The organism is Kitasatospora sp. NPDC015120, assembly GCF_043080305.1.
Lineage (GTDB): Bacteria > Actinomycetota > Actinomycetes > Streptomycetales > Streptomycetaceae > Kitasatospora.
This window is the reverse complement of sequence record NZ_JBIBVJ010000006.1, coordinates 93,625-118,420: the sequence shown is the minus strand read 5'-3', so window position 1 is coordinate 118,420 and position 24,796 is coordinate 93,625. Positions and strand designations below refer to the sequence as shown.

The 24,796-nt window shown below is 72.8% G+C and carries 22 protein-coding genes; 8 read left to right on the top strand and 14 right to left on the bottom strand.

Annotated elements, in window-relative coordinates:
* Positions 1-5: 5 nt before the first annotated feature.
* Positions 6-1,178: a serine/threonine protein kinase gene (locus ACF1AK_RS17090; protein WP_391499563.1), complete on the bottom strand. Its 1,173-nt coding sequence runs from the start codon at positions 1,176-1,178 to the stop codon at positions 6-8.
* A gap of 223 nt (positions 1,179-1,401) precedes the next feature.
* Here ACF1AK_RS17090 and ACF1AK_RS17085 point away from each other — a divergent pair, with 223 nt between their 5' ends.
* The 4 genes from ACF1AK_RS17085 to ACF1AK_RS17070 are packed head-to-tail and all read left to right on the top strand — an operon-like array spanning position 1,402 to position 5,543.
* A complete protein-coding gene (locus tag ACF1AK_RS17085) occupies positions 1,402-2,661 on the top strand; it encodes an extracellular solute-binding protein (protein ID WP_391499562.1) in 1,260 nt (419 codons plus the stop codon).
* Positions 2,651-3,565, top strand: coding sequence for a carbohydrate ABC transporter permease (locus tag ACF1AK_RS17080; RefSeq protein WP_391499561.1), 915 nt, complete (start codon positions 2,651-2,653; stop codon positions 3,563-3,565). Before ACF1AK_RS17085 ends, ACF1AK_RS17080 begins: the two co-directional genes overlap by 11 nt.
* On the top strand, positions 3,562-4,386 hold the full coding sequence (locus ACF1AK_RS17075; RefSeq protein ID WP_391499560.1) for a carbohydrate ABC transporter permease: 825 nt from the start codon (positions 3,562-3,564) through the stop codon (positions 4,384-4,386). The genes ACF1AK_RS17080 and ACF1AK_RS17075 overlap by 4 nt, the downstream gene beginning before the upstream one ends.
* Before the next feature lie 59 nt (positions 4,387-4,445).
* Positions 4,446-5,543 carry a radical SAM protein gene (locus ACF1AK_RS17070; RefSeq protein ID WP_391499559.1) on the top strand — a complete coding sequence of 366 codons (1,098 nt, stop codon included), beginning with the start codon at positions 4,446-4,448 and terminating at the stop codon, positions 5,541-5,543.
* 3 nt (positions 5,544-5,546) lie between these two features.
* On the opposite strand, the gene ACF1AK_RS17065 is transcribed toward ACF1AK_RS17070, so the two are convergent.
* The 3 genes from ACF1AK_RS17065 to ACF1AK_RS17055 are packed head-to-tail and all read right to left on the bottom strand — an operon-like array spanning position 5,547 to position 8,151.
* Positions 5,547-6,542: a mevalonate kinase gene (locus ACF1AK_RS17065; RefSeq protein WP_391499558.1), complete on the bottom strand. Its 996-nt coding sequence runs from the start codon at positions 6,540-6,542 to the stop codon at positions 5,547-5,549.
* On the bottom strand, positions 6,539-7,096 hold the full coding sequence (locus ACF1AK_RS17060; RefSeq protein WP_391499557.1) for an NUDIX domain-containing protein: 558 nt from the start codon (positions 7,094-7,096) through the stop codon (positions 6,539-6,541). Before ACF1AK_RS17060 ends, ACF1AK_RS17065 begins: the two co-directional genes overlap by 4 nt.
* The gene (locus ACF1AK_RS17055; RefSeq protein ID WP_391499556.1) at positions 7,093-8,151 is read right to left on the bottom strand and encodes an NAD-dependent epimerase/dehydratase family protein; all 1,059 of its coding nucleotides are present in this window, start codon (positions 8,149-8,151) and stop codon (positions 7,093-7,095) included. The genes ACF1AK_RS17060 and ACF1AK_RS17055 overlap by 4 nt, the downstream gene beginning before the upstream one ends.
* A gap of 273 nt (positions 8,152-8,424) precedes the next feature.
* On the opposite strand from ACF1AK_RS17055, the gene ACF1AK_RS17050 reads away from it, so the two are divergent.
* On the top strand, positions 8,425-10,158 hold the full coding sequence (locus ACF1AK_RS17050; protein ID WP_391499555.1) for an NAD-dependent epimerase/dehydratase family protein: 1,734 nt from the start codon (positions 8,425-8,427) through the stop codon (positions 10,156-10,158).
* An 80-nt stretch (positions 10,159-10,238) separates the two neighbouring features.
* Here the strand turns inward: ACF1AK_RS17050 and ACF1AK_RS17045 are convergent, their stop codons facing one another.
* Entirely contained in the window at positions 10,239-11,051 is an 813-nt protein-coding gene (locus ACF1AK_RS17045; protein ID WP_391499554.1) for an SAM-dependent methyltransferase, read from the bottom strand.
* Between the two features lie 375 nt (positions 11,052-11,426).
* On the opposite strand from ACF1AK_RS17045, the gene ACF1AK_RS17040 reads away from it, so the two are divergent.
* On the top strand, positions 11,427-11,987 hold the full coding sequence (locus tag ACF1AK_RS17040) for an RNA polymerase sigma factor (protein WP_391499553.1): 561 nt from the start codon (positions 11,427-11,429) through the stop codon (positions 11,985-11,987).
* On the top strand, positions 11,984-12,622 hold the full coding sequence (locus tag ACF1AK_RS17035) for a hypothetical protein (protein ID WP_391499552.1): 639 nt from the start codon (positions 11,984-11,986) through the stop codon (positions 12,620-12,622). Before ACF1AK_RS17040 ends, ACF1AK_RS17035 begins: the two co-directional genes overlap by 4 nt.
* A gap of 65 nt (positions 12,623-12,687) precedes the next feature.
* Here ACF1AK_RS17035 and ACF1AK_RS17030 read toward each other — a convergent pair whose 3' ends face one another.
* From ACF1AK_RS17030 to ACF1AK_RS17020, 3 genes are all read right to left on the bottom strand, one after another.
* A complete protein-coding gene (locus tag ACF1AK_RS17030) occupies positions 12,688-13,602 on the bottom strand; it encodes an NAD(P)H-binding protein (protein ID WP_391499551.1) in 915 nt (304 codons plus the stop codon).
* A 74-nt stretch (positions 13,603-13,676) separates the two neighbouring features.
* Positions 13,677-13,922: a hypothetical protein gene (locus ACF1AK_RS17025; RefSeq protein ID WP_391499550.1), complete on the bottom strand. Its 246-nt coding sequence runs from the start codon at positions 13,920-13,922 to the stop codon at positions 13,677-13,679.
* Positions 13,919-15,091, bottom strand: a complete 1,173-nt coding sequence (locus ACF1AK_RS17020; protein WP_391499549.1) for an anion permease — start codon at positions 15,089-15,091, stop codon at positions 13,919-13,921. The genes ACF1AK_RS17025 and ACF1AK_RS17020 overlap by 4 nt, the downstream gene beginning before the upstream one ends.
* 338 nt (positions 15,092-15,429) lie before the next feature.
* On the opposite strand from ACF1AK_RS17020, the gene ACF1AK_RS17015 reads away from it, so the two are divergent.
* The gene (locus ACF1AK_RS17015) at positions 15,430-16,626 is read left to right on the top strand and encodes an epoxide hydrolase family protein (RefSeq protein ID WP_391499548.1); all 1,197 of its coding nucleotides are present in this window, start codon (positions 15,430-15,432) and stop codon (positions 16,624-16,626) included.
* Between the two features lie 83 nt (positions 16,627-16,709).
* Here ACF1AK_RS17015 and ACF1AK_RS17010 read toward each other — a convergent pair whose 3' ends face one another.
* From ACF1AK_RS17010 to ACF1AK_RS16985, 6 genes are all read right to left on the bottom strand, one after another.
* The gene (locus tag ACF1AK_RS17010; protein ID WP_391499772.1) at positions 16,710-17,345 is read right to left on the bottom strand and encodes a TetR/AcrR family transcriptional regulator; all 636 of its coding nucleotides are present in this window, start codon (positions 17,343-17,345) and stop codon (positions 16,710-16,712) included.
* A 136-nt stretch (positions 17,346-17,481) separates the two neighbouring features.
* Positions 17,482-21,309 (bottom strand): type I polyketide synthase, encoded by a 3,828-nt coding sequence (locus tag ACF1AK_RS17005; protein WP_391499547.1) that lies wholly within the window; start codon positions 21,307-21,309, stop codon positions 17,482-17,484.
* Positions 21,310-21,642: 333 nt separating this feature from the next.
* The gene (locus ACF1AK_RS17000; protein WP_391499546.1) at positions 21,643-22,749 is read right to left on the bottom strand and encodes a DUF5959 family protein; all 1,107 of its coding nucleotides are present in this window, start codon (positions 22,747-22,749) and stop codon (positions 21,643-21,645) included.
* 169 nt (positions 22,750-22,918) lie between these two features.
* Positions 22,919-23,245, bottom strand: a complete 327-nt coding sequence (gene fdxA, locus ACF1AK_RS16995; RefSeq protein ID WP_391499545.1) for a ferredoxin — start codon at positions 23,243-23,245, stop codon at positions 22,919-22,921.
* Between the two features lie 86 nt (positions 23,246-23,331).
* Complete coding sequence (locus ACF1AK_RS16990) at positions 23,332-23,511, bottom strand: hypothetical protein (protein ID WP_391499544.1); 180 nt, start codon at positions 23,509-23,511, stop codon at positions 23,332-23,334.
* An 83-nt stretch (positions 23,512-23,594) separates the two neighbouring features.
* Positions 23,595-24,665 carry an aldo/keto reductase gene (locus ACF1AK_RS16985; RefSeq protein ID WP_391499543.1) on the bottom strand — a complete coding sequence of 357 codons (1,071 nt, stop codon included), beginning with the start codon at positions 24,663-24,665 and terminating at the stop codon, positions 23,595-23,597.
* Between the last annotated feature and the right edge of the window lie 131 nt (positions 24,666-24,796).

Below are 24,796 nucleotides of genomic sequence, written 5' to 3'. Positions count from 1 at the left end.
CGGCCTCAGTAGCGGCCGTGGCGGCGCGGGAAGTAGTCCTGCAGCTCGCCGTCCCGCTCGATGTCGACGGTCGCACAGTGCAGCCCGCCGCCGAACGGCCCGACCGCCCGGAACGGCACCGGCACGATCTCGAAGCCGTAGGAGGACAGCTGCTCCGAGAGCCGGACCTCCTTCTCCTCGATGCACAGGGTGTTCTCGTCGATGTTCAGCATGTTCCCGGCGAGCCACGGGCTGCAGAACGACAGCTTCGGCGGGTGGTCCCAGCTCGCCGGCTGCACCGCCTCGATGATCTCCCAGTCGTTGAGCCGGAAGAACTCCATCAGCTCGGCGTCCGCGAGGCGCTCGCCGCAGTGCAGCACCAGGCCTGGGCGCAGCGGCACCCAGGTCGCGTCGATGTGCAGCGGGTGGGTGTTGGTGGAGGTGACCGCGTGCACCCGGTGGTCGGGGAAGTGGCGCTTGAGCCACTGGTAGCCGCTGCGGTTGGTGACGAAGGACAGCTGGACGAAGAGGTCCTTGCCGAAGCGGGCGACGTCGGCGGCGTCGAACAGCGGCTCGGCCTCGGTCAGCACCAGGTCGTAGTCACGGACCCGGGCCAGCTGCTCCTCGGTCGGCAGGTCGTTGTAGGTGTCCCAGAACTTGGTGTTGTAGGAGGCGTCGGTGAGCCGCGGCTTGGGTGCGGCCTCCCAGCGCATGTGCTCGTCGGAATCGAACAGGTTCTGCAGCAGGGGCCGGTAGGCGAGGTACTCGTGCCAGCGGCTGCGGTAGGACATGGTCGCTTCCAGGACCTCGTTGCCGACGGTCAGCAGCAGGTCGCGGGGCGGCATGCAGCCGAACATGGAGTCCTGGGTCCACTCGGGGGTGGAGACCTTCTGGTTGAAGTCGATCGGGGTGGGGCGGTCCACCCTGATGCCGCGGCGGCGCAGCATCTCGGCGAAGTTGTCGAGCTGCTCCTCCGCCTCGGCGACCATGTCCTCGGGCATCGGGCCGTAGGTGCCCAGGGGGAACCCGTCCTCGGGGTAGTCCCGGCGCACCGCGGGCTCGGGGGCCTGGACCACGGTGCCCTCGGCGCGTCCGACGATCACGTGGCGCAGCGGGTCCCAGCCGTTCCAGGCGTTGACCCGGACCGGGCGGGCGGCGGCGTCGGGGGTCTCTTCGGGGGAAGTCGTCTGCTCGGACACGTAACAGGCCCTTCGTATCGGGATCACGTGGGTGCAGAGGCCTAACCTGCGGGTACCGCCCGGGAGGAGTCAAGGGTTGATCTCTATGCGGGACACTGAACGTCATCTTCCGGCCGAATGTCTGGACCTTTGCGACTCTTGGCGATCAGACGGGTAATCAGATGGGTACCCCCATAGCGAACTTGGAGACCTCATGGCCATTCGCATGTCCTATCGCCCCCTTGTGCTCACGTTTCTCCTGTCCCTCGCCGCCACCGGCTGCAGCTCCGGGTCGGGCGGCGGGTCCGATGCGGGCGGCAAACTGACGGTGTGGCTGGCGGTGGACGCGCAGGAGAGTTGGCCGCAATTGGTCCAGTCCACCAATGACCGTTTCACCCAGGCCCACCCCGGGGTGCAGGTCGATGTCCAGTACCAGCAGTGGACGACGAAGAACCAGAAGCTGGACGCCGTCCTCGCCGGGAAGAACGTTCCCGACGTGGTCGAGATGGGCAACAGCGAGACCACCAACTACATCGTCAACAACGCCTTCGCCCCCGTGGACCCGGCGCGCTTCGACCATTCGGCCGAGTGGCTGCCGGCGCTCGCCGACGCCTGTCGTGCCAACGGCAAGACCTACTGCGTGCCGTACTACGTCGGGGCCCGGATCGGCATCTACCGCACCGACCAGTTCGCCCGCGCGGGTGTCGCCGACGCTCCGAAGACCTACCCCGAGCTGCTCTCCGCGCTCGACAAGCTGAAGGCCACCCTGGGCCCCGAGGACCCCAACTACTCGGCGCTCTACATGCCCGGCCGCTACTGGTACGCCGCCATGGCCTTCGTGAAGGACGCGGGCGGCGAGATCGCCGTGAAGGAGGGCGACAAGTGGAAGAGCTCGCTGGCCTCGCCCAAGTCCGTGGCCGGGCTCACCGAGTGGAAGCGGCTGATCGACACCTACTACGTCGGTGACCGGGCCAAGGACAACTCCGACCAGCCGGCCGTGGTCGGCCAGGGCCGGGTGGGCGTCTTCTACGGCAACACCTGGGAGTCCGCCATGGCCACCGACGAGCGCTCCGGCGGCGACCCCAAGCTGAAGGACAAGTTCGGCACCTTCCCCTTCCCCGGCCCGTCCGGCAAGCTCCTGCCGCCGTTCCTCGGCGGGTCCACCCTGGCGGTGCCGGCCAAGTCGGGCCGCAAGGACCTGGCCTCCGACTGGATCAAGATGTTCACCGACACGCAGTCGCAGAAGACCCTGATCGAGGTGGACACCCTCCCCAACAACACCGTCCAGCTGGCCGAGGTCGCGGCCGGCGGCATCAACGGCCCGGCGGCCCAGGCCGCGGCCACCGGCGGCTGGATGACCCCGTTCGCGCCCGGCTGGACGTCGGTGGAGAAGTCCAACATCCTGCCGGAGATGCTGGAGCGCATCGCCAACAACAAGCAGTCCGTGCAGGACGCCGCGCGTGAGGCGGACCAGCGGATCGACGAAGTGATCAATGAGCGCTGACCGGGGCCGGCGGCAGCGTCGACCGCTGCTGCCGTACCTGCTGATCGCCCCCACCGTCCTGGCGCTCCTGCTGGTCCTCGGCTACCCGCTCGTGGACATGGTCATGCTCTCCTTCCAGGACATGACCCGGGAGCAGCTCTTCAGCGGCGAGGCACCGCCGTGGGCGGGGCTCGACCAGTTCACCAGGATCCTCGGGGACGGCTTCTTCTGGACGGTGGTGGGCCGCACGGTGCTCTTCACCGCGGTGACCGTGGTGTTCACCGTGGCCCTCGGGCTGTTCACGGCGCAGCTGATGCACCGGGTCTCCCCGTGGGTGCGCGCGGTCATGGCCGCGGTGCTGGTCACCGTGTGGGCGATGCCCGCGATGGTCGCGGCGTCGATCTTCCGCTGGCTGTTCGACACCGACTACGGCGTCACGAACTGGGTGCTGTCCAGACTGCCGGGGGTCGACATGACCCACCACAACTGGTTCATCGACCCCTGGCAGGGCTTCACCGTCATCGTCGCCGTCGTGGTGTGGGGCGCACTGCCGTTCGCCGCCATCACCCTGCGGGCCGCGCTGGCACAGGTCCCGCCCGAACTGGAGGAGTCCGCGATCCTGGACGGCGCCCGGCCGTTCCAGGTCTTCCGGCACGTCACCCTGCCGGTGATCAGACCGGTCCTGCTCATGGTCACCACGCTGAACGCCATCTGGAACTTCGGTGTCTTCAACCAGATCTGGCTCATGCGCGGCGGCCAGCCCGAGCGGGAGTACTACCTGCTGGGCGTCTACTCCTTCATCGAGTCCTTCGCGGTGAACCGGTACAGCACCGGGGCCGCGATCGCCCTCGTGACCGTCGTCCTGCTGCTCGCCGGATCGGTCGTCTACCTGCGTCAGATGCTCAGAACGGGAGAGCTCGAATGAGGCGGCAACGGTCGCTCGGCCACGACCTCCTCGGGCTGCTCGTCGCGGCGGTGATCGGCTTCCCCATCTACTGGATGGTGCTCACCGCGTTCCGGCCGGCGTCCGAGATCCTGAGCCTGCCACCGAAGTTCTGGCCGAGCTCGCCCACGGTGGACAACTTCGCCCGGGCGCTGGGATCGGACACCTTCTGGGCGAACGTCCGCTCCAGCGTGCTCATCGGCCTCGGCACCGTCGTGGTGTCGCTGATCGTCGGCACGCTCGCGGCGTTCGCCCTCGCCCGGTTCCGCTTCACGGGCCGCAAGGCCTTCGTCGTGGTGATCCTCGTCGTCCAGATGGTGCCGCTCACGGCCCTGATCATCCCGCTGTACCTGCTGCTGAACGACGCCGGGCTGACCGACAGCCTCACCGGGGTGATCCTCACCTATCTGGTGTTCACCCTGCCGTTCACGGTGTGGATGCTGCGCGGATTCATCGACGGGGTCCCGGTGGAGCTGGAGGAGGCGGCCATGGTCGACGGCTGCGGCCGCCTCGGCGCGTTCCGCCGGGTGGTGCTCCCGCTGCTGGCCCCCGGCATCGTCGCCACCTCGGTCTTCGCACTCGTCCAGGCCTGGAACGAGTACGTCCTCGTCTACATCCTGTTGTCCACTCCCGAGAAGCAGACCGTCAGCATCTGGCTGGTCTCCTTCACGACCAGCCGCGGGACCGACTACGGCGGCCTGATGGCGGGAGCCACGCTCACCGCCCTGCCCGTCGTGGTCTTCTTCCTCGTCATCCAGCGCAGGATCGCCTCCGGCCTCGCCGCCGGGGCGGTCAAGGGCTGACCCCTCACGACGAACACCCTGCCCCGGTCGCACCCCGTTCACGTCCACAGGAGGACTCCGTGACGCACGACCGTCTCGATCTCGTCTCCAAGCTCTACCAGCCCTCCGGCTGGCCCCGCATCCTGCAAGCGGCCGAAGGGGCCGCCTCCGACGCCCCGCTCGTCGTGGACCTCGACCCGACGACCTTCTGCGATCTCGCCTGCCCCGAGTGCATCAGCGGCAAGCTGCTCAACCAGGGCCGGTTCACCCCCGAGCGGCTGGCCGCGCTCGCCGAGGAACTGGTCTCCATGTCCGTGCGGGCCGTGGTCCTCATCGGGGGCGGCGAACCGCTCGCCCACCGGGGCACCCGCCAGGTCCTGCGCATCCTCGGCGAGGCCGGCATCGCCGTCGGGGTCGTCACCAACGGCACCATGATCGACAAGAACCTCGACGAACTGGCCGCCTACGCCTCCTGGGTCCGCGTCTCCATGGACGCCGGCACCTCCGGGACGTACGGCCTCTTCCGCCCCGACCGCAAGGGCCGCAGCGTCTTCGACAAGGTCGTCGCGAACATGCGGCTGCTCGCCGGGGTGAAGACCGGCGCGCTCGGCTACTCCTTCCTCGTCATGACCCGCCAGGAGCCGGACGGCCGGGTCGTCACCAACCACACGGAGGTCCTCCAGGCCGCCGAACTCGCCCACGACATCGGCTGCGACTACTTCGAGACCAAGGCGATGTTCGACGACGACCACCACGTCATCCAGGTCTCCCAGGAGATCCTCGACTCGGTCGACAGCCAGCTCGCCGAGGCCGCGCGGCTGGAGAGCGACACCTTCCAGCTCATCAACTCCTCCACGCTCACCTCGCTGCGCCGGCACACCGGGCCGGTCCAGCCCAAGGACTACCACCGCTGCGCGGTCGCCGAACTGCGCACCCTGGTCACCCCGTCCGGGGTGTACATCTGCTCCTACCACCGGGGCAACCCGCTGGCCCGGATCGGCGACGCCGTCACCGACAGCCTGGCCGACATCTGGAAGACCTCGGACCGCGGCATCGTCGACCCGAGCCGCGACTGCCGCTTCCACTGCGCACGGCACCGCTCCAACCTGGAACTGGAGCTGATAGGACAGGGAACGGGCGCAGTCCCCCCGGGGGAGGACTACGACCCGTTCCTGTGACCGTCAGTCGGCGCTGACGCCGACCCGCTCCCCCGTCCGGGCACTCCGGCTCCCCGGAGCCGCCCGGGCGGGGATCACGCGTGCCCCGGGGAAGGGGCCGCGCAGGGCGTCGGCCAGCCGCGCCACCACCCCGGGCAGCTCGGCCGACGGGCACACCCCGACCAGTGAACCGCCGCCGCCGGCCCCGCTGAGCTTCAGCGGCAGGCCGGCGGCGTGCAGCGCCAGCGCCCGCAGCTCCTCCAGGAGCGGGGTCGACATGCCCTGGAAGTCGCGCATCGCCGCGTGCGCCCGGCTCATCGCCGCCCCCAGGGCCTCGTGGTCGTGCCCGCGCAGCGCCGCCCAGGCGGCCTCCGAGGCCCGGTCGGCCTCGGCCCGGTACGCCGCGAGGGCCGGATCACCGGCCGCCAGCTGCGCCCGCACCGTGCGGATGTGGTCGGCGGTGTTCTTCCGGGTGCCCGAGTCCACCACGACCACCCCCCAGTCCTCCGGGAGCTCCAGCCGCTCCCGGACGAGCGGCAGGCCGCTCTCCCGGCCGTCGATCAGCAGCGCGCCGCCCTCGGCGACGGCGAGGTGGTCCATGCCGCCGCCGTTGAACCGGGCGAACTCGAACTCGTACGCCCACTGGACGACCGAGGCGTCCGGCACCGGAACGCCGTCCGGCGTCCCGGCCGACCGGGCGAACGCCCGGAACAGCGCCACGATCAGCGCCGTGGACGAGGACAGGCCGCTCGCGGAGGGCGCCTCGCTGCTGACGCGCACGGCCGGCGCAGGGCCGTGCACACCGGGGAGCCGCTCGCCCAGGAACGTCCACACCTGCTCCGGCCAGCCGTCCTCGGCCGGCGGCCGCGCCCCGGGCGTTCCGGCGGGCACCACCTCGACCGTGGTCGGCAGGTCCAGGGCCAGGCTGACCGAGCGGCCGCCGCCCAGCCAGTCCAGGTCCTCCCCCGACAGACACGCCCGGCACGGCACCGCCACCCGGATCCCTTGCTCTTCGTTCACCTTGCCCGGAACCTCCCGTCCGTGAGGAACGCGCGGTACATCTCCAGCACGACCCGCGTGGGCGGGTGCAGCGGCTGCGGCGGATCGTCGAGGGGCCGGAACCGCGCCCGGACCACCTCGTCCGCCCCCGGGGAGAGCTCCCCGGACCAGCGCCGGGCCGCGAAGCACAGCGCGAAACAGTGGTTGACGTCCCCGTTCGGGTAGGTCACGGTGTGCACGGCCGGCTCGGACAGCGAGCCGAAGGCGACCAGGTCCTCCTTGGCGACCCGCAGCCCGGTCTCCTCCGCCAGCTCCCGGACGGCGGCGTCGGCGAAGCCACCGTCCTCCTCGCAGGCGCCCGCGGGCAGCTCCCACAGACCGTTGTCGGCCCGCTGCTGGAACAGCCCGCGGCCCTCCCCGTCGATCAGCAGGACCTGCGCCCCCGGGACCAGCAGCCTTCTGCCGCCGGCCTTCTGACGCAGCGACCAGACGTAGGACCCGACGTAGCCCATGCGCGCACCACCTCCCTCGGCGTCCGCCCCGCGGCGGACGTCCACGAGGTCGCAGACTGTCACGCGCCGTCCTCGACGAGCCAGCGCGGCACCGCCTCCGGCGTGCTCTCCAGCCACCGCACATAGCGGTCGACGCCCTCCGCGACGTCGACCCGGGCCTGCCAGCGCAGCAGTTCCCGGGACCGCTCCGTGTCGGCGTACCCGCCGAGCGGGTCGCCCTCGGGGCGCGGGGTGACGATCCGCTGCGCGTCGGGGTAGTAGGGCATCAGCAGGTCCGCGACGTCCCGGACCGCGGTCGGACGCCCGGTCCCCACGTTCACCGTCCGGCCGGCCATCCCCTCCTCGACCAGCGCGAGCGCCGTCGCCTCGGCCACGTCCTGGACGTGGATCATGTCGCGCACCTGGACGCCGCCGCCGTTCAGGCGCATCGGACGGCCCAGCTTGGCCTGCAGCGACAGCCAGGGCACCATCCAGGAGTGGCTGCCCGGCTTCGGGACCTGCGGCTCGCCGTAGACCGAGAAGTACCGCACGATCGCGTACTCGGCCCCCGACGCGGCCCCGAGCATCAGCCGGGTCTGGTGCTCCGCCCACAGCTTGCCGTTCGCGTAGACCGACAGCGGGAACAGCGCCTGGTCCTCGTGGAACATGTGCGGACCGGGCGAGTCGGCGGGGCCGTCGCCGTACACGGACGCGGAGGAGACCAGCACCAGGCGGCGCACCCCCGTCCGGGCCACCTCCTCCAGGATGACCTGGGTGCCCTGCACATTGGCCCGGAAGGCGATGTCGGGGTTGCGGGTACAGGCGGCCACGTCCGCGTAGGCGGCGGCGTGGACCACGTAGTCGGCGTCCCGGAGCAGCCCGGCGACCACCTCCCGGTCGCAGATGTCGCCCACGACGAGCCTGGCCCCGGTCCTCTCCACCCCGAAGATCGTGTGAACGTCCTCGGGGTAGGCGTCCATCCGGTCCAGGACGGACACCTCGGCACCGGCGCGGCACAGCAGCGCGGTGAGCCGGCTGCCCACCAGGCCGCCGCCTCCCGTCACCACGATGCGGGCATCGCGCAGTTTCTCCAGCCGGGCCTCGACGCTCTCACCGCCGCCGGTTCCGGTTTCGTTCATCGGTGCATGCGATCCAGCGGACATAAGGGGTTCCCTCCGTGAAGACGGCGAACTCTCGAAATACGCGCTCACGCACAGCCACACGCTTCACACGGAAGGTGGTGTGCCAGTCCAGCATCCTTTGGCCACCAACCGTGACACCAGTGTGAATTCGGCACTCTTGCCAGCCCCGGGCTCGATCCGTACTGTCCGGAATCGATGGCACCCGCAGTAGCAGATTACGACACGAGTGCCATCAAGTCCCCCACACCCCAACAGAAAGAGGGAAACGACGTGACGCGCCATCAGCTCAGCGGGGCGGTCATGACCCACCCCAAGCGCCGGCACGCCGCCGAGCGGATGGCCCAGGCCGCACCTCCGGGCGCCCTGCGCGTCGTCATGGACCCGGACCCGACCGGCACCCCCTCGGTGCTGCGCACGGCGCTCGCCGCGTGGGACTCCATCGAGGACGGCGCCACCCACCACCTGGTGGTCCAGGACGACATGCTCTTGTCCGAATCGTTCTTCGAGCGGGTCGACCGGGCGGTCGCCGCGATGCCGGACGCGGCATTGGCGCTGTTCGCCCTGTGGGACTCCCGCAACGGGGCCGCGATCCGGTTCGGCGCCATGGCCGGCGCCCGCTGGGTCGGCGCGGTCAACGAGTACTTCCCGTGCGTCGCGATCGTACTTCCCCGAACCGTCGCCGAGGGCTTCGTCCGCTACGGCCGCAAGCGCCTCGGCGGCTGGCCCGACGACATCCTGATGCACCGTTACCTCACCGACCTCGGCGTCCCCCGCTACGTCTCCGTCCCCAATCTCGCCGAACACCAGGACCACGGCTCGATCTCGGGCAACGCCTTCCGGGGGCCGCGCCGCTCGGTCTGCTTCCTGCCCGGCGACCGGCCCGGAGACGAGGACCGGCGGCTGACCGGCCTGCGGGTCCTGCCGTTCTTCAAGTACGGCGTCGCGCGCTGCGCGGTGCGGGTCGACGGCCCGGGCCCCGAACGCTGGCTGCACATGGACTGCGAGCAGTACCTGCGCGGCCTGGAGCTGCCCCGCACGCTGCTCGTGCCGCCCACCGGGCCGGAGTCGGACGCGCCCGACGTCCGGGGCACCTGGCTCACCGCCCTCGCCATGGGCCACGAGGCCGCCCGCCTCGGACTGGACCCCGACGGCTCGGCACCGGCGGTGCGGCCCGAGGTCTACGCCGAGGCGATCGCGACGATCGGGTCCGGCGGCATCAGCAACACCAGCACCGAGGAGCGGATCGCCGAACGCCGCGAGGTCCTGGCGGACGCGGCGCGGCGGGCGCTGGCCGCCGGGTACGAGGCCGCCGGGCACGGCGGGGCCGCCGCGCACGGCGGCGGCGGGCGGACGGGCACCCGCCGGGCCCACCGCCCCGGCGGCCTGACCGTGCGCGGCGGCGCCTCACCGCTCGGCGAGCACCTCGTGCGCCGGCTCGCCGACCTGGCCGGCCCTCCGGGCGCGCACGGCGACGGGCTTCCCGAGGCCGTCCTCGACCTGACCGGTCTGCGCGAGGGCGCCCCGGCCCGGGAGCTGAGGATCCGGCTGCCCGACGACCCGCGCCCGTACACCCTGGCCGTGGGCGAGGTCTACGGCCCCGGCTGCTCCCGCGACACCCTCATCGGGCGCATGGTGTGGGACGCCCTGCGCAGCCTGCCGGTGACCGTCCAGGGCAGCCCCGAGGCCGAGGTGCACCCCGTCTACGTGGACGACCTGGCCGACGCCGTCCTGACGGTGATCCGCACCCGCCCGGCGGCGCGCACCCTGACCGTCGCCGACGAGAAACCCACCACGCTCGGCGAGTTGGCGAACGCCGTGCACGCCGCCGTCCGCCCGGTGCCGGTCCTGAACGTGCCCTCGGACGTCGAACCCCCCGCTGCCGCACCGGAGTTCACCGACGGCGCGCGCCCGCCCGGCTGGGCCCCGGCGACCGCACCGGCGAAGGGGCTGCACGCCTACTCCCAGTGGCTGGCGTACGAGGGGACCCTGCTCACCGTGGTCTGACCCCGCGGACCGGCCCCGTGTCCCCCGACCCGGGGCCGTCCGCTCCTCCCCCGTGCCTTCCCCCCGTCCCTTCCCCCCGCTCAGGGGCGAAGGGCGACGCCCCCGTAGCAGGAGGCCTCCGCGTCGCTGATGTCCTCGGTGTCGTCCGGGTCCGGGCGCCAGCGCGTGGTGGCGACGGCGCCCGGGTCCAGGAGGTCCCAGCCGGTGAAGAACCGCGTGAACTCCTCGCGGGTGCAGGCGGCCACCGGGGTCCCGGCGGCGGTGTAGACCTGGATGAGGCGGGCCGTCTCCTCGGGCGCGAAGTCCGGCGTGACGTGGCTGATCACCAGCGCGGAACCGCTGGGCAGTTCCGCCTTGAGCCCCTCGGTGATCCGGTGGGCGTCGAAGGGCACGAAGTGCAGCAGCGCGTTCATGCTGAGCGCGATCGGCCGGCTGAAGTCCAGCACGGCACGGGCCGCCTCCAGGAGGTCACCGGGCTCGCGCACATCGGCCTGGACGTAGGCCGTGACGCCCTGTTCGGTGCCGCGCAGCAGCGCCTGGGCGTGCAGCAGCACGATCGGGTCGTTGTCGGCGTAGACGACCTTGGCGTCCGGTGCGACCGACTGCGCGACCTCGTGCAGGTTCGGTGAGGTGGGGATGCCCGTGCCGATGTCCAGGAACTGCCGGATGCCGGCCTCGGCGAGCCACCGCGTCGAGCGGCGCATGAAGGCGCGGTTGGCCCGTGCGGCGGTCCGGGCGTAGGGGAAGACCGCCAGGGCCCGCCCGGCGGCCTCCCGGTCGGCGGGGAAGTTCGTCGTGCCGCCGAGGTAGTAGTCGTACATCCGCGCCGAGTGCGCCAGGTGGATGTCGAGTTCGACTTCCACCTCGCCGGTGCTGGCGGTGCCGTCCGTCATGTGGTTCCCCCTGCTGGCTGGATCGTCGCTGGCGCCGCCCCCTGGCGCGGCCCGGTCACTATGCCCGCACGCCCGGACGCCCAATCAAGGGCCTCGGCCGACGGCGGCGGGACCGCACAGGAGGATGACTGAATTCGATCACATGACGGCCCGTTCCGACCACGTTCGAACAGATTTCTGTCACCGTCCGGCGTACGTTCTGCTGACCTTCAAACCCTTTGCCCCGCCTTAACATCTCGGCACCTAATACGCCTTAACCTTCCTCCCGGGGACGCGCGTTCCCGCTGTGACCGCCGTACGGCCGCGGGTGCCCCCCGCGACCGGCGGCCCGCACCGGGCGGCGGCCGACCAGGACGCCGCGGGGGAGGATGGAACGTGAACGAGAGCGACTGGGTGGTCGGAGACCGGGACCGCCTGACGTTCGACGCGTTCTGCGACACGCACGGGAAGGCCTGGCTCGGGTTCGCCCGCGCGCGCCTGCGGGACGACGCCGTCGCCCACGCGGTGGTGGAACTCGCGAAGGTCCGCGTGTGGGAGGGGTGGACGCGCATCCTGCGTGAGAAGATCCCCCCGTTCCACGCTTGGGCGATTCTCAAGGAAGAGATCGGTGCCTCCTTGGCGGGCATGATGATGAACGGCGAGCCGCTGCCGACGCAGACCAGCGTCCCGGCCTGGGTCCGCGCGGTGCGCACGGCCGCCGAGCGGGCGCAGCACCTGACGGACACCGAAGGCAGCGACGAACAGCTGTACGCCGCGCTGCGACGGCTCTCCGAACGGCGTCACGACGTGATCGTGCTGCGCTACCTGCTCGGCCTGCCGGACGACCGGATCGCCGACTACCTGGGCACGACCCAGGCCGGCGTGCGCTCCACCGTGGGCCAGGCCCTCGACCGCCTGGCCGCCTCGCTCGGCGGCCGGAGGGGAGAGGGACGGTGACCACCGAACCCGACAGCGCCCTGCACCCCGCCCGCGCCCCGCGCCCGCAGCCCGGCGGCGCCGGCGTGTCCTGGGACCGGCTGCTGACCGCCCCGAGCCCGGTGTCCTCCGACCACCAGCAGGCCGCCCACGAACTCGACCTCGCCGTCTCCCTGGTCCTCGCGATGCCCTCCGCCGCGGACTCCCTGGCCCTGCTCGTCGACGGCGACCAGATCCACCCCGAGGGCGCCCTCGTCCTCGGCGCCCTCCTCCACGTCGCCGGCCACCGCGACGGCGCCCAGTTCTGGTGGCAGTTCGCGGCCGGCGGCGGCTCCTACACCTCCGCGTCCTTCCTCAGCCTGCTGCACCGCAGCCTCGGCGAGTTCCTGGACGCCGAGGTCTGGCGCCAGCAGGCCGAAGTCCTGGCCACCAAACCCCGCGCCCCCCAACGCGTCCTCGGCTCCACCCGCACCCTGCTGCCCGCCGGCGTCCTCACCGACATCCTCGCCCGCTGTCACTACGGCCTCGACGTGCGACTCCCACCCCGCCTCGCCGCCGTCATCCACCAACTCCCCGTCGCCGGCGACGACCCCGAGTACGGCGAACTCCCCCAGCTGAGCAGCACCCTCGTCCACGACCTCACCGTCGAACCCTGACCCCACTGCCCCGGGCCGCGCCCGCGGCGGGGATCACCGGGAGGCAGGGGCTGGCGGGAGGCGGCCTACCGGCGCAGGCCGGGGGTGTTCGCGATGAAGTGGTCGAAGCCCCGTGGGGGGCGTCCGAGCAGGTCGGCGATGTCGTTCGTGGCCCGGTCGTAGCGGTTCTCGGCGTGCAGGCGCGCCATCGTGGCAATGTGCTCGTGGACGTGGGGCGGCAGGTCCTGCGTCCTGAGGTCGCGGTCCAGCCACTCCTCGTACGGAACGTCGGTGTAGGTGACGGTACGGCCCAGGGCGGCGGAGAACTCGGCGGCGATGGCGTTCATGTCGCGGGAACGTGCCCCGGTCAGTTCGTGGACGCGGCGGGCGGGCGGTGCCGGATCGAGCAGGAGCCGGGCGACGACCTCCGCGACGTCGGCCGCGGCGACCGGTGAGGTCCGGGCGGAGCCGAACGGCAGGCGGATCGTGCCGTCCCGCTGGATCGAGGCGACGGCGATCCGCGCGAACAGCGGGTTCTCCATGAACACGGTGGGCCGGACGTGGACCACCGGCAGGCCCGACCAGTCGAGGACGTGCTCGGCCAGCCAGTGCAGCCGCTGCTGCCGGGACTCGGCGGCACCGGTGAGATCCATCTGCGAGACCGTCAGCTGTGAGATGCTCACCAGCAGTCCGAGACTCCCGCTCGCCCGCGCGGCCGCGGCGACCGTCGTCGCGGCCTCCAGGTACGCGGGTGACACACCCATCCCGAAGTAGGCCCGGCGGCAGCCCGCCAAGGCCTTCAGCACGTCGGCGCCGCGGGTGAGGTCTCCGACCACCACCTCGACGCCGTCCACGGACCGCAGCGCCGAGGCCCGCTCGTCGTCCTGGTGCACGAAAGCCCGGACCGGCACGCCCCCGGCGCGCAACCGGTCCAGGACCGCTCGCCCGACTCCGCCGACGCGCCCGCCGACACCGGTGACGAGGACGGGTTGGAAGGTCACCACGACCACCTCCTGCTCTCCGGGCGGGCAGCCGCTCCGCTCGGCCCGGGCGGGACAGCTCTGCGGAGCGGGTGTCAGCTGTGGCCGACGATGACGGAGATGCCCCAGCCGATCGAGGCGAGCACCACCGCGAAGAGCAGGCCCGCCAGGGCGTAGCCGGCCGGTCCGGCGGTGGGGCGCCCGGCGGGGCCGTCGGCGGGCGGGCCGGGCGGGTTGAGCAGGCGCAGGCCGAGGGCGAACAGCGCGGGCAGGCCGGCGCCGGTGAGCAGGCCCACCACCACGATCCGCCAGACCGCGCCCAGGTTGATCCAGGAGCTCACGGGCCCACCCCGTCCTTGGGTCCGACCGCGAGTTCGGCGGGGTCCGGAACCACCGTGCCGGTCCACGCGGCGTTGACGTTCTCCGGGGTCACGGCCGGGTGGCGGGAGGCGGCGAAGAAGGCGATCGAGGCCAGCACCAGGATCGTGAAGACCACGACCACCCCGGCCGTCCCGCCGATCCCGTCCGCGACCCCGTAGGCCGCCGCGCCGACCAGGGCGGCGGCCGGGAGGGTGAACAGCCAGGCCGTCACCATCCGGCGGGCGAGCTGCCAGCGCACCTCGGCGCCCTTCCACCCGACCCCCGAGCCCAGGATCGATCCGGTGGCCACGTGGGTGGTGGACAGCGAGTAGCCGAAGTCGGTGGAGCAGAGGATCACGGCGGCCGACGCCGACTCGGCGGCCATCCCCTGCGGCGGCGCGATCTCCACCAGGCCCTTGCCGAGGGCGCGGATCACCCGCCAGCCGCCGGCGTAGGTGCCCAGGGCGATCGCCAGCGCGCAGGAGACGATCACCCAGTCGGGGGCCTTCGCCCCGGGGGCCAGGGTGCCGTTGGCGATCAGGGCGAGGGTGATGACGCCCATGGTCTTCTGGGCGTCGTTGGTGCCGTGGGCGAGCGACACCATGGAGGCCGAACCGATCTGGCCGAGCCGGAAGCCGCGCTCGCGCGGGCCCTCGGACACGTCCCGGGTGATGCGGCCGACCAGCCAGGTGCCGACCACGGCCACCAGGCCGGCGATGAACGGCGACAGCGCCGCCGGGACGATCACCTTGGAGACCAGGCCCTGCCACTTGACGGCCGAGGAGCCGGCCGCCGCCATCGTCGCCCCGATCACGCCGCCGATCAGCGCATGCGAGGAGCTGGAGGGGATGCCGAGGTACCAGGTGGCGAGGTTCCACAGGATGCTGCCGGTCAGGCCGGCGCAGACCACGGTCAGGGTCACCTCCCCGCTGGAGACCAGGCCGTTGGCGATGGTCGCCGCCACGGCGGTCGACAGGAACGCGCCGACCAGGTTCAGCACCGCCGAGACCACGACCGCGACACGCGGTGGCAGGGCCCCGGTGACGATCGAGGTGGCCATCGCGTTGCCGGTGTCGTGGAAGCCGTTGGTGAAGTCGAAGCCCAGCGCCGTGACGACCATCAACGCCAGGACCGCGTCATTGCCGGTCACGCCCCCGAACCTAGCCCGCCGGCCGGGGCGCCGCACCGAACGACGGACGCCCGCCATCCGATCGGCCCAACACCACGCACGCCGTACGGCGCACGACGCCCGTTCGGCCCCCTCGGGCTCCGGGCACGGTCCGACCACGTTCATGGGCCGCCCGGGGGGAGCATCGGCGGTCCGGGGCCCTGCCCGGTCGTCAAGGACGCACGCCGGGCGGTCCTCACCCGCACCTTCGGCCGGCCGGCCGAGGCCATCGCCCGGGAGGCGGCGGCCGGCCAGGCCCGGGCGACCGCAGATGACGGTTCGTCAGCTTGATCGTGTGCAGGCCACTACGATCGGGGCACATGACGACACCCGACGAAGCCATCCGCCCGTTCCGCATCGACGTGCCGGAGAGCGACCTGGAGGACCTCCGCCGGCGTCTGGACCGAACCCGCTGGCCGGACGAACTGCCGGGGGTCGGCTGGGCCTACGGGATCCCCGGCGACTACCTGCGGGAGCTGGCGGACTACTGGCGCCACGCCTACGACTGGCGGGCCGCCGAGGCGCGCCTGAACCAGTGGCCGCAGTTCACCACCGTGATCGACGGTGCCGACATCCACTTCCTGCACGTCCGCTCACCGGAGCCGGACGCGGTACCGCTGCTGATGTCGCACGGCTGGCCCGGTTCGATCGTCGAGTTCACCGAGCTCATCGGACCGCTCACCGACCCCCGGGCTCACGGCGCCGGCCCCGCGCCGGCCTTCCACCTGGTGATCCCGAGCCTGCCCGGCTTCGGGTTCTCCGGCCCCACCCGGGAGGCCGGCTGGGAGTACCGGCGGGTGGCGGCGGCGTTCGCCGAGCTGATGCGGCGTCTCGGCTACGACGCGTACGGGGTGCAGGGCGGCGACTGGGGCTCGGCGATCTCCCGGGAGCTCGGCCGGGTGCACCCCGAGCGGGTGATCGGCGTGCACCTGAACCTGATCCCGGGCAGCGCGGCGGAGAGCGAGCCCACCGAGGAGGAACTCGCCGGGCTCTCCCCCCGGGAACGGGACCTGACGCTGGCCTCCTGGGAGCGGCTGCGCGAGTGGAACCGGGAGCGCAAGGGCTACGCGGACATCCAGACCACCCGGCCGCAGACTCTCGCGTACGCCCTCACCGACTCACCGGTCGGCCAGCTGGCCTGGATCGCCGAGAAGTTCGAGGAGTGGACGGACTCCGCGGACCGGCCCGAGGGCGCCGTCGACCGCGACCAGCTGCTCACCAACGTGATGCTGTACTGGCTCACCGGGACGGCCGGGTCCTCGGCCCGGCTGTACTACGAACGCGCCCACGCCGACTACTCGGGGCGGCCGGCCGAGCCGTCGACCGCGCCGACCGCCGTGGCGCTGTTCCCCAAGGAGAACTTCCTGATCCTGCGTCACATCGCGGAGCGGACGAACAACATCGTGCGCTGGACCGAGCTGGACCGGGGCGGTCACTTCGCCGCGCTGGAGCAGCCGGAGCTGCTGATCACCGACATCCGGGCCTTCTTCGGGCAGCTCGGCGCGGCCGGGGCGTGAACCGGCGGTGCCGCCTCCTCGCGGGGAGGCGGCACCGGGTCGGGCCCGGACGCGGCACCGGTCGGGCCCGGGCGCGGCACCGGTCAGGCCCGGGCGGGGGCGGGCTGGGCGAGGGCCCCGTACAGCAGCAGGTCGAGGGTGGCGAGCAGCTCCTTGGAGAGCGCCCCCTTGCGGCCGGGCTGCATGCACCAGCGGTACAGGGTGCCGAGGTAGAGGTCGCGCAGGGCGTTGCCGACCCGGTCGGCGTCGGTGCCCGCGCGGAACTCGCCGCGGGCCACGCCGTCGGCCACCAGTTCGGAGAACAGCTCCGCGAGGTACGGCTCTTCGAGCAGCGGCCGGCCGGCCCGGACCCAGGCCATCAGCATGGCCCTGGTCTCCCTCTGGTCCTCGTCGTTCATCTTCCCGAGGGCCCGCAGGCAGCCCTGCAGCCGGGTCCGGGCGGCGCCGGAGCCCAGTGCGTCCGCAGCGAGCGCGTCCCGCAGCCGGTCGCGGCGCATCTCGCCCCACGTCCCGAGCAGGTCCTCCTTGCGCTGGAAGTAGTTGAAGAAGGTGCCGCGTGCGACGTCGGCGCGTTCCGCGATCTCGTCGATCGAGGTCTCGTCGTACCCCTGCTCGGTGAACAGTGTGAGAGCGGCGGTGTAGAGGCGCTCCCTGACCCGCAGCTTGTTGCGCTCGCGGCGCCCGAGGGGCGCCGCCTCCGGCGCGGCTTCGGCTCGCATGGTGTTCAACGGGGTCTCCGATCGGTGGTGTCGGCCGGGGAGGGCACGCTCCTCCCCGACTCGGTGCACCTCAGTTTAACTATGCTTCACAGTCGAAGTTCTACCCCGCGGAAGCGAGTCCCGACTGTGGGAAGTCTCACCCGATCGCCGCCAGCAGGCCGTTGAGGCTCTCCGTGCCGAGCAGCCGGCCGGCGGTGAGGTCCAGCCCGCAGTCGGAGCGGATCTGCGCCCGCAGCTGCGTGGCCATGAGCGAGTCCAGACCCAGGTCGCGCAGCGAGCGGCGGCGGTCGATCTCCACCTCGGGCAGATCGAGCAGCCGGGACACCCGGTGCAGCACCACGTCGGTCGCGGCGCGCACGGCCGTGTCGACGGTCGGCGACGTGACCGTCGGGGCGGGCCGGGGGCCGGGCAGCAGCGCCGGGACGGGGCGGGCGGCGGGACGGCGGCCGACCAGCGCCCGCAGGCCCTGGCCGCGGCCGGTCCCGGACTTGGCCGGAGCGGCCAGTTCGATGTCGAGGAACTCGGCCAGCACCGAGCCGTCGGTGCCGAGCAGCAGCACGTCGCCACGGGCCCGCCGGCCGCCCGGGCCGGGGGTGACGCGGCACAGGCTCCAGTACTCGTCGGGGAGCGCGGCGTGGCACCGCACGGTGCCGATGCCGAGCGGCAGGTAGCCGGCGCCGGCCGGGTAGCCGGCCAGCATGGCGAGCAGCCCGGCCTCCCAGCCGACCGCCGCGGCGGCGCCCTCGCGGCGCATCCTGGCGACCACCCGGCCGCCGCGCCGCCAGAGGTGCTCGACCTTCCGCAGCCCCGCCCCGACCTGGACGCCGTGCTGCGCGGCGGCCTCGTAGAGGGCGTCGGCGGACAGGTACTCGCGGTGCCGGGCCAGGCTGGTCTCCAGCAGTTCGCGCCGCTCGGGCGCGGCGCCGGCGGCCGGCTCCAGGCGGCCGTCCGCACAGAGCCCGCGGGGCGCCCCGGGACCGCGGCGGGCCTCCACACGGACCCCGCGGGACCCGTCCGGTGCGGGTGCGTCCACGGTGACGGCCAGGACGGTGGCGGGGACGTCGGCGAGGGTGAGCGCGGCATCGCCCAGCCGCACCCCGGTCAGCGCGAACCGCTTCCCGGGCGCGGCCTCGCCCGCGGCCGCGAGGGCGGCCTCCAGGAAGACGGCGGGGAGGACCGGCTCCGTCCCGCGCACCGCCACCCCGGCGCCGGGGCCCGGCAGGCCGAAGCCGTCCAGCCGGTACTCGTGCACCAGCGGCGCGGGCGCGTCGCCCGCCGCGGCCCGGCGCAGCCGGGTGGCGTCCCAGGGGTAGCTGGGCAGCGGCACCGCAGCGGGCTCGAACCCGTACCAGCGGGACCAGTCGACGGCGGCGCCCTGGGCGAACGCCCGGCCGACCGCCTCCAGCAGCAGCACCGCCTCGTCGCCGCCGCGCCGCAGGGTGGCGACGGCGGACGCCTCGCCGCCGCCCTCGGTGACCGTCTCGTCGATCGCCGAGGTCAGCACCGGGTGCGGGCTGACCTCCAGGAACACGGTGTCGGTCTTGGCCAGGTACTGGACCGCGTCGAGGAAGCGGACCGGGCGGCGAAGGTTGTCCAGCCAGTAGCGCGGGCCGAGTTCCTCCCCGGTGACGGGGGCGGCGGTGACGCTGGACATCAGCACGGTCCGGGCCCGGCGCGGCGCCAGGCCGTCCAGGGCGGCCAGCAGGTCGGCCCCGATCAGGTCCATGTCCTGGGAGTGCGAGGCCACTTCGACCTTGACCAGGCGGCAGAGCACTCCGGAGCCCTGCAGCCGCTCGGTGATCGTGGCCAGCGCGGCCGGCGGGCCGGCCAGCACGGTGGACGACCGGGAGTTCCGGGCCGCCACGCTCACGGCGGCGAACTCCGGGTCGGAGGCGAGCACCTCCTCGGCGCCCTCGGCGGAGAGCTCCACCGCGAGCATGGCACCGCGCCCGGCGAGCCGGCGCATCAGCCGGCTGCGGCGGCAGATCACCGCGGCCGCGTCCCGCGGGTCGAGCGCACCGGCGCTCTGGGCCGCGGCGACCTCGCCCATGCTGTGGCCCACGCACACGTCGGGGCTCAGGCCGGCCTCGCGCAGGGCGGCGTCCAGGGCGACGCCGACCGCCCACAGCGAGGGCTGGACCCGGTCCATGTCGGTGGGGAACTCCTCGACGCCGCGGAGCAGGCCGGCCACCGACCAGCCGAGCTCCCGGTCGATCGCGGCGTCGCACTCCAGCAGCTTCTCCCGGAAGGCCGGGGAGGTCTCCAGCAGCCGGCGGCCCATGCCGGGCCACTGGGAGCCCTGGCCGGGGAAGACGAAGGCCAGTCGGCGGGGCTCGCCGAAGCCCGCCTCGGCGGTGCCGCCCTCGTGGATCGCCGTCCCGGCGGCCAGCTCCCGCAGCCGCGCGGCCATCACCCGGTGGTGGTCGCCGCGGACCCAGAGCCGGTAGGGGTGGGCGTCCCGGCGCAGCGCGGCGGCCGCGCACAGGTCGGCGAGCGGCAGCTCGCGGCCGGGCCCGTCGGTGAGGTGGGTGGCCCAGTCCTCGGCCAGCCGGGTCAGTGAGCGGGCCGAGCGGGCGCTGAGCACCAGCAGCTGTTCGGCGGCGCCGCGACGGGCGGGCGCGGCCGCGGGCACGGCGGGGGCGGCCCGGGCGGCCGGAGTGGGGAGGTACTCACCGACCACCACGTGGGCGTTGGTGCCCGAGATGCCGAAGGAGCTGACGCCGAGCCGGGCCCGGCCGGCGCTCCTGGGCAGCGGGGTGGCGCCCGTGACGACGGCGACGCCGAGCCCGTGCCGCTCGATCACCGGGTTGGGCTCCACGCAGTGCAGGGAGGCCGGAATGACGCCGTGCCGGGCGATCAGCACCGCCTTGATCAGCCCGGCGATGCCGGCCGCGGACTCGGCGTGGCCGATGTTGGTCTTCACCGAGCCGGTCAGCAGCGGGCGCCGGTGCGGGCGGGCCGTGGCGGCGGCGAGGGCCTGCAGTTCGACGGCGTCGCCGACCGCGGTGCCGGTGCCGTGCGCCTCGACGTAGTCGAGGTCCTGCGGGGCGATGCCGGCGGTGCGGCAGGCGGCGCGCAGCATGTCGATCTGGCCGCTGATCGCGGGCTGCAGCAGGAGTCCGCTGCCCCGGCCGTCGTTGGTGACGGCGCTGCCGAGCAGGGTGGCCAGGATCCGGTCCCCGTCCCGTTCGGCGTCCTCCAGGCGCTTGAGCACGACCACGCCGACGCCGTCGCTGCGGACGAAGCCGTCGGCCCCGGCGTCGCCGAAGCGGCAGCGGCCGGCGGGCGACAGCATGCTGCCCTGGGAGTAGGCGATGGCGTCATGCGGGGAGATCACGAAGTTGACGCCGCCGGCGAGGGCGAGGTCGCACTCCCCGGCGAGCAGGCTCTGCCGGGCCTGGTGGACGGCGACCAGGGAGGAGGAGCAGGCGGTGTCGAGCACCACGCTGGGGCCGAAGAGGTCGAAGGCGAAGGAGAGCCGCCCGGCAGTGACGGCACGCAGCCGGCTGCCGGCCACGTCGCGGACGTTCGGGCCGCTCTCGGAGCGGGTGGCCTCCGAGTACTCGGCGGTCGCCTGGCCGATGAACACGCCGGCGTGGGTGCCGGCCAGGGTGGACGGGCGGATGCCGGCGTCCTCGAACGCCTCCCAGGTGGCGTGCAGCAGCAGCCGCTGCTGGGGGTCGATGACCCGGGCCTCGGCGGGCGATATGCCGAAGAATCCGCAGTCGAAGGAGAAGGGGTCGGCGACGAAACCGCCGTGCCGGGAGGCGGTCCGGCCGGGGACACCGGGGGTGGGGTCGTAGTCGGCCCCGACGTCGAAACGTTCTGCGGGCACCACGGTGACCGAGTCCCGCTGGGCGATCAGGTTCTCCCAGAGCTGCTCCGGACCGTCCGCCCCGGGGAAGCGACACCCCATGCCCACGACGGCGACCTCGGTACGGGAGTGCTGGTGTGCGTGCTCCATGGGTTGACCCCATCTCGGTAGGCGAAGACCGGTGGCGTGCATGGCAGTGCGCGGCTCAGGGGCGATCGGGTCCAAATTTACACCGGAACCCAAGTTTGTTCATAGGGTTCCATGGTGGACTCCGAGTCCATTGACCGAACGTGCAACCGGAGCGCCTCGAAGAGAACAGAATTCGATGCTTGGTACCGAAACGATGACGGGCCGTCGGGGGCGACGGCATCCCGTCGCCCCGACGGCCGATCGACATCGAAGTGATCATCACATGATGGGATCCCGCGGAGCGTCACGAACCCCGGGCGGCGGCCGCAGGGCGTCCGGCGGCGCGGGCCGAGCTCACGTCTGCGACAGGTGCCCGTCCCAGCCGTCGAGGACGGCGGCCAGCAGGGCCCGATGGGTCGTGACCCAGTCGGCCGGCAGGTCGATGGGCACCCGCACCGTCGTCATCGACACGAGACCGTCCTCCACCACGACCTCGGGGCAGTGACGCGCGCCGTTCAGGTGGATGAAGACGGACGGCCCGCGCTGGACGTGCAGCAGGGCGACATCCTCACCGGCCTCCAGGCGATCCAGGGCCTCGGCCCACGACGTGAGCCGGGATCGCCACAGGGAGAGGGTCAGCCGGCCGGCCACGAACGGCGTGTCGACGACGATCTCCGCGGAGAGCCCGCCGGCCACACCGTGCAGAGGGCCGAGCACGGTGATGCGCACACCGTTGCCCTCGTCATCGCACAGCAGCGCCAGGTCCAACTGACCGGCCGTCACCGCGCCGATTCCCCGGACGCCGGGGCGGGCCCGACACGCCTCCGCCTCGGCCGGCCGGCGATTTCCGAACGGAGGGCGCCATTTCGTCAGGACCTCCACGCGTCCGTCACCGGCCAGGCGCTCGGGGACGGCCAGGCCGTGCAGGACCAGTTCCAGCGCCGACGCCAGCTCACTGCTGAGCCGGCCCGGCCGCTCGCTCCGGGCCGCCCGCCGGGTCCACCGGTAGAGCGCACCCAGGTAGAGGTCGCGCAGCGCCTCGCCGACCTGCTCGGAGCTGAGCCGGGTGGCGATCTCCCCGCGGGCCCTGCCGATCGCGACCAGCTCGGCCAGGATCTCCCCCAGGTAGGGCTCCTCCTCCAGCGGCCGCCCGGTCTGCACCCAGGCGGTGAGCATCGCCCGGCTGAGCTCGGGCTCCTCCTCGTTGAGGGCGCCGAGCACGGCCAGGCACTGCCGCAGGCCGTCGGCCGGGCTCGGGCGCTCCCGCTCGGAGCCGCACCGCCCGAGCCCGGCCAGCGCGAGCCGCTCCATCAGCCGCTCCTGGCGCGCCTCGACCCAGGCGCTGATCAGCGCCTCCTTGCGCGGGAAGTGGTTGAAGAAGGTGCCGCGCGCCACGTCGGCGTGCTCCGCGATGTCCTCCACGGAGGCGCCGGCGTAACCCTTCTCGCTGATCAGGGTCATGGCCGCGGCGTAGACCCGGTCCCTGACCCGCTGCCGGTTGCGGTCCCGCCGTGTCACGACCCGGGTCGGAGCTTCACCGCGCGCATCCATGGTCCGTCTCCGTTCCAGGCCGTCGTTGGGACAGGGGTTCAGTGCGTCAGCGGCGCCGGCGGACCGGCGGGCCGACGGCTCAACAGGCCGCGTTCTGCGGCGGCAGCCCGCCGATGAACGGGTCGTCCCGCTCGACGGCACCGAGCTTGGCGGCGCCGCCGGGCGAGCCGAGCTCGGCGAAGAAGCCGGTGCTCGACTTCCGGTAGTCCCCCCACTCGTCCGGCAGGTCGTCGTCGTAGAAGATCGCCTCGACCGGACAGACCGGCTCGCAGGCTCCGCAGTCGACGCACTCCTCGGGGTGGACGTACATCGAGCGGGCGCCCTCGTAGATGCAGTCGACGGGGCATTCGTCGATGCACGCCTTGTCCTTGACGTCCACGCAGGGCTGCGCGATCACATAGGCCACGTGCTGTTCCTCCTCGGAAGGGATGCGGACCCGGGCCCTCTCCTCCGGATCACGCCGGGCGTCCGACGTGATCCGGGAGGGAGGACCTAGAGCCCGCGCAGGTACGGGGCGTCGCCGCTGCTGCCGACGCCGTCCGGAGCGTGGGCGCCGCCGAGCGGTCCGCCGGCCGGAGCCGGCCTGTGCTCGTAGCTCTCCATCCGGGCCATCTCGCCGCGCGGCACCTCGGGTCGCTCCTGCGGCACATGGGGGTGGGACGTCGCAGACATGGCAGCCTCCAGTCGGCAGTTCACGGAACTTGAACTTGAGTCCATTTGTTCGTCAATAGGCAAACATGGACTCAAGTTCAATGTCAATGGGTCGGCACGGCGGACGGCGCGGCACTGCGCCCGGCGAGCGGACGGCGGCGGAGCGCGGCGTCGGCAATGGCCGGCGGCGGCCAGGAGGCGTTCGGGTCGTACAGGTCGACGCCGGGCGGCACGATCTCGTCGATCCGGTCCATCGCCGCGTCGTCGAGCAGCAGCGAGGCGCCCTTGAGCGTCGCCTCCAGCTGCTCCAGGGTGCGCGGGCCGATGATCGCCGAGGTGACGCCGGGGTGCGCCGTCACGAAGGCCGTGCTCAGCTCGGGCAGGGTGCAGCCCAGTTCGTCGGCCAGCCCGGCGAACCGCTCGACCGCCTCCAGCTTCCGGGCGTTGCCCGGGATGCTCGGGTCGAACCGGCTCGGCACCACGGCGGCGCGGCCCCGGGCGAGGTCGACCGGCCGCCCCTGGCGGTAGCCGCCGGAGAGGAACCCGAAGGCGAGCGGGCTCCAGGTCAGCACGCCCATGCCGAGCCGCTGGCAGGTCGGCAGTACCGCCGCCTCGACGCCGCGCGCCAGCAGCGAGTACGGCGGCTGCTCGGTGCGCGGGCGCAGCAGGCCGCGGCGCTCGGCCAGGTGGTGCGCCTCGACCAGGTCCTCGACGGGGTAGGTGGACAGGCCGTAGGTGCGGATCTTCCCGGCCCGGACCAGGTCGCTCAGTGCGGCGAGGGTCTCCTCCAGGTCGGTCGAGCGGTCGGGGCGGTGGACCTGGTAGAGGTCGATCCAGTCGGTCCGCAGCCGCCGCAGGCTCTCCTCCACGGCCTGCACGATCCAGCGGCGCGAGTTGCCGCTGCGATTGCGGCCCTCGCCCATCTGGAAGTGGAACTTGGTGGCGAGCACGACCTCGTCGCGCCGCCCTTCGAGCGCCTTGCCGACCACGGTCTCGGACTCGCCGGCCGAGTACATGTCCGCGGTGTCGACGAAGTTGATCCCGTGGTCCAGCGCGGCGTGGATGATCCGGGCGCAGTCCTCGTGGTCGGGGTTGCCGACGAACCCGAAGTTCATCGTGCCGAGGCAGTACGCGCTGACCTCGATGCCGCTGCCACCCAGGGTGCGGTAGTGCATGGTCCGGCTCCTCATTCAGTCGTGGCGGAGGCCGCGCCGGGGTACCGGGCGGCGCGGTGAGAGGGGGTTGGGGGGTCCCGACGGTACCTCACCCACGACCCGGCGCAACAGCGCTGACGGATCGTCAGCTT

Excerpts from the sequence above, each read along its gene's own strand:
- ACF1AK_RS16985 (WP_391499543.1), bottom strand. The coding sequence starts at position 24,665 with ATGCACTACCGCACCCTGGGTGGCAGCGGCATCGAGGTCAGCGCGTAC.
- ACF1AK_RS16990 (WP_391499544.1), bottom strand. The coding sequence starts at position 23,511 with ATGTCTGCGACGTCCCACCCCCATGTGCCGCAGGAGCGACCCGAGGTG.
- ACF1AK_RS17000 (WP_391499546.1), bottom strand. The coding sequence starts at position 22,749 with ATGACCCTGATCAGCGAGAAGGGTTACGCCGGCGCCTCCGTGGAGGAC.
- ACF1AK_RS17080 (WP_391499561.1), top strand. The coding sequence starts at position 2,651 with ATGAGCGCTGACCGGGGCCGGCGGCAGCGTCGACCGCTGCTGCCGTAC.
- ACF1AK_RS17075 (WP_391499560.1), top strand. The coding sequence starts at position 3,562 with ATGAGGCGGCAACGGTCGCTCGGCCACGACCTCCTCGGGCTGCTCGTC.
- ACF1AK_RS17005 (WP_391499547.1), bottom strand. The coding sequence starts at position 21,309 with ATGGAGCACGCACACCAGCACTCCCGTACCGAGGTCGCCGTCGTGGGC.
- ACF1AK_RS17045 (WP_391499554.1), bottom strand. The coding sequence starts at position 11,051 with ATGACGGACGGCACCGCCAGCACCGGCGAGGTGGAAGTCGAACTCGAC.
- ACF1AK_RS17010 (WP_391499772.1), bottom strand. The coding sequence starts at position 17,345 with ATGCGAGCCGAAGCCGCGCCGGAGGCGGCGCCCCTCGGGCGCCGCGAG.
- ACF1AK_RS17055 (WP_391499556.1), bottom strand. The coding sequence starts at position 8,151 with ATGAACGAAACCGGAACCGGCGGCGGTGAGAGCGTCGAGGCCCGGCTG.
- ACF1AK_RS17015 (WP_391499548.1), top strand. The coding sequence starts at position 15,430 with ATGACGACACCCGACGAAGCCATCCGCCCGTTCCGCATCGACGTGCCG.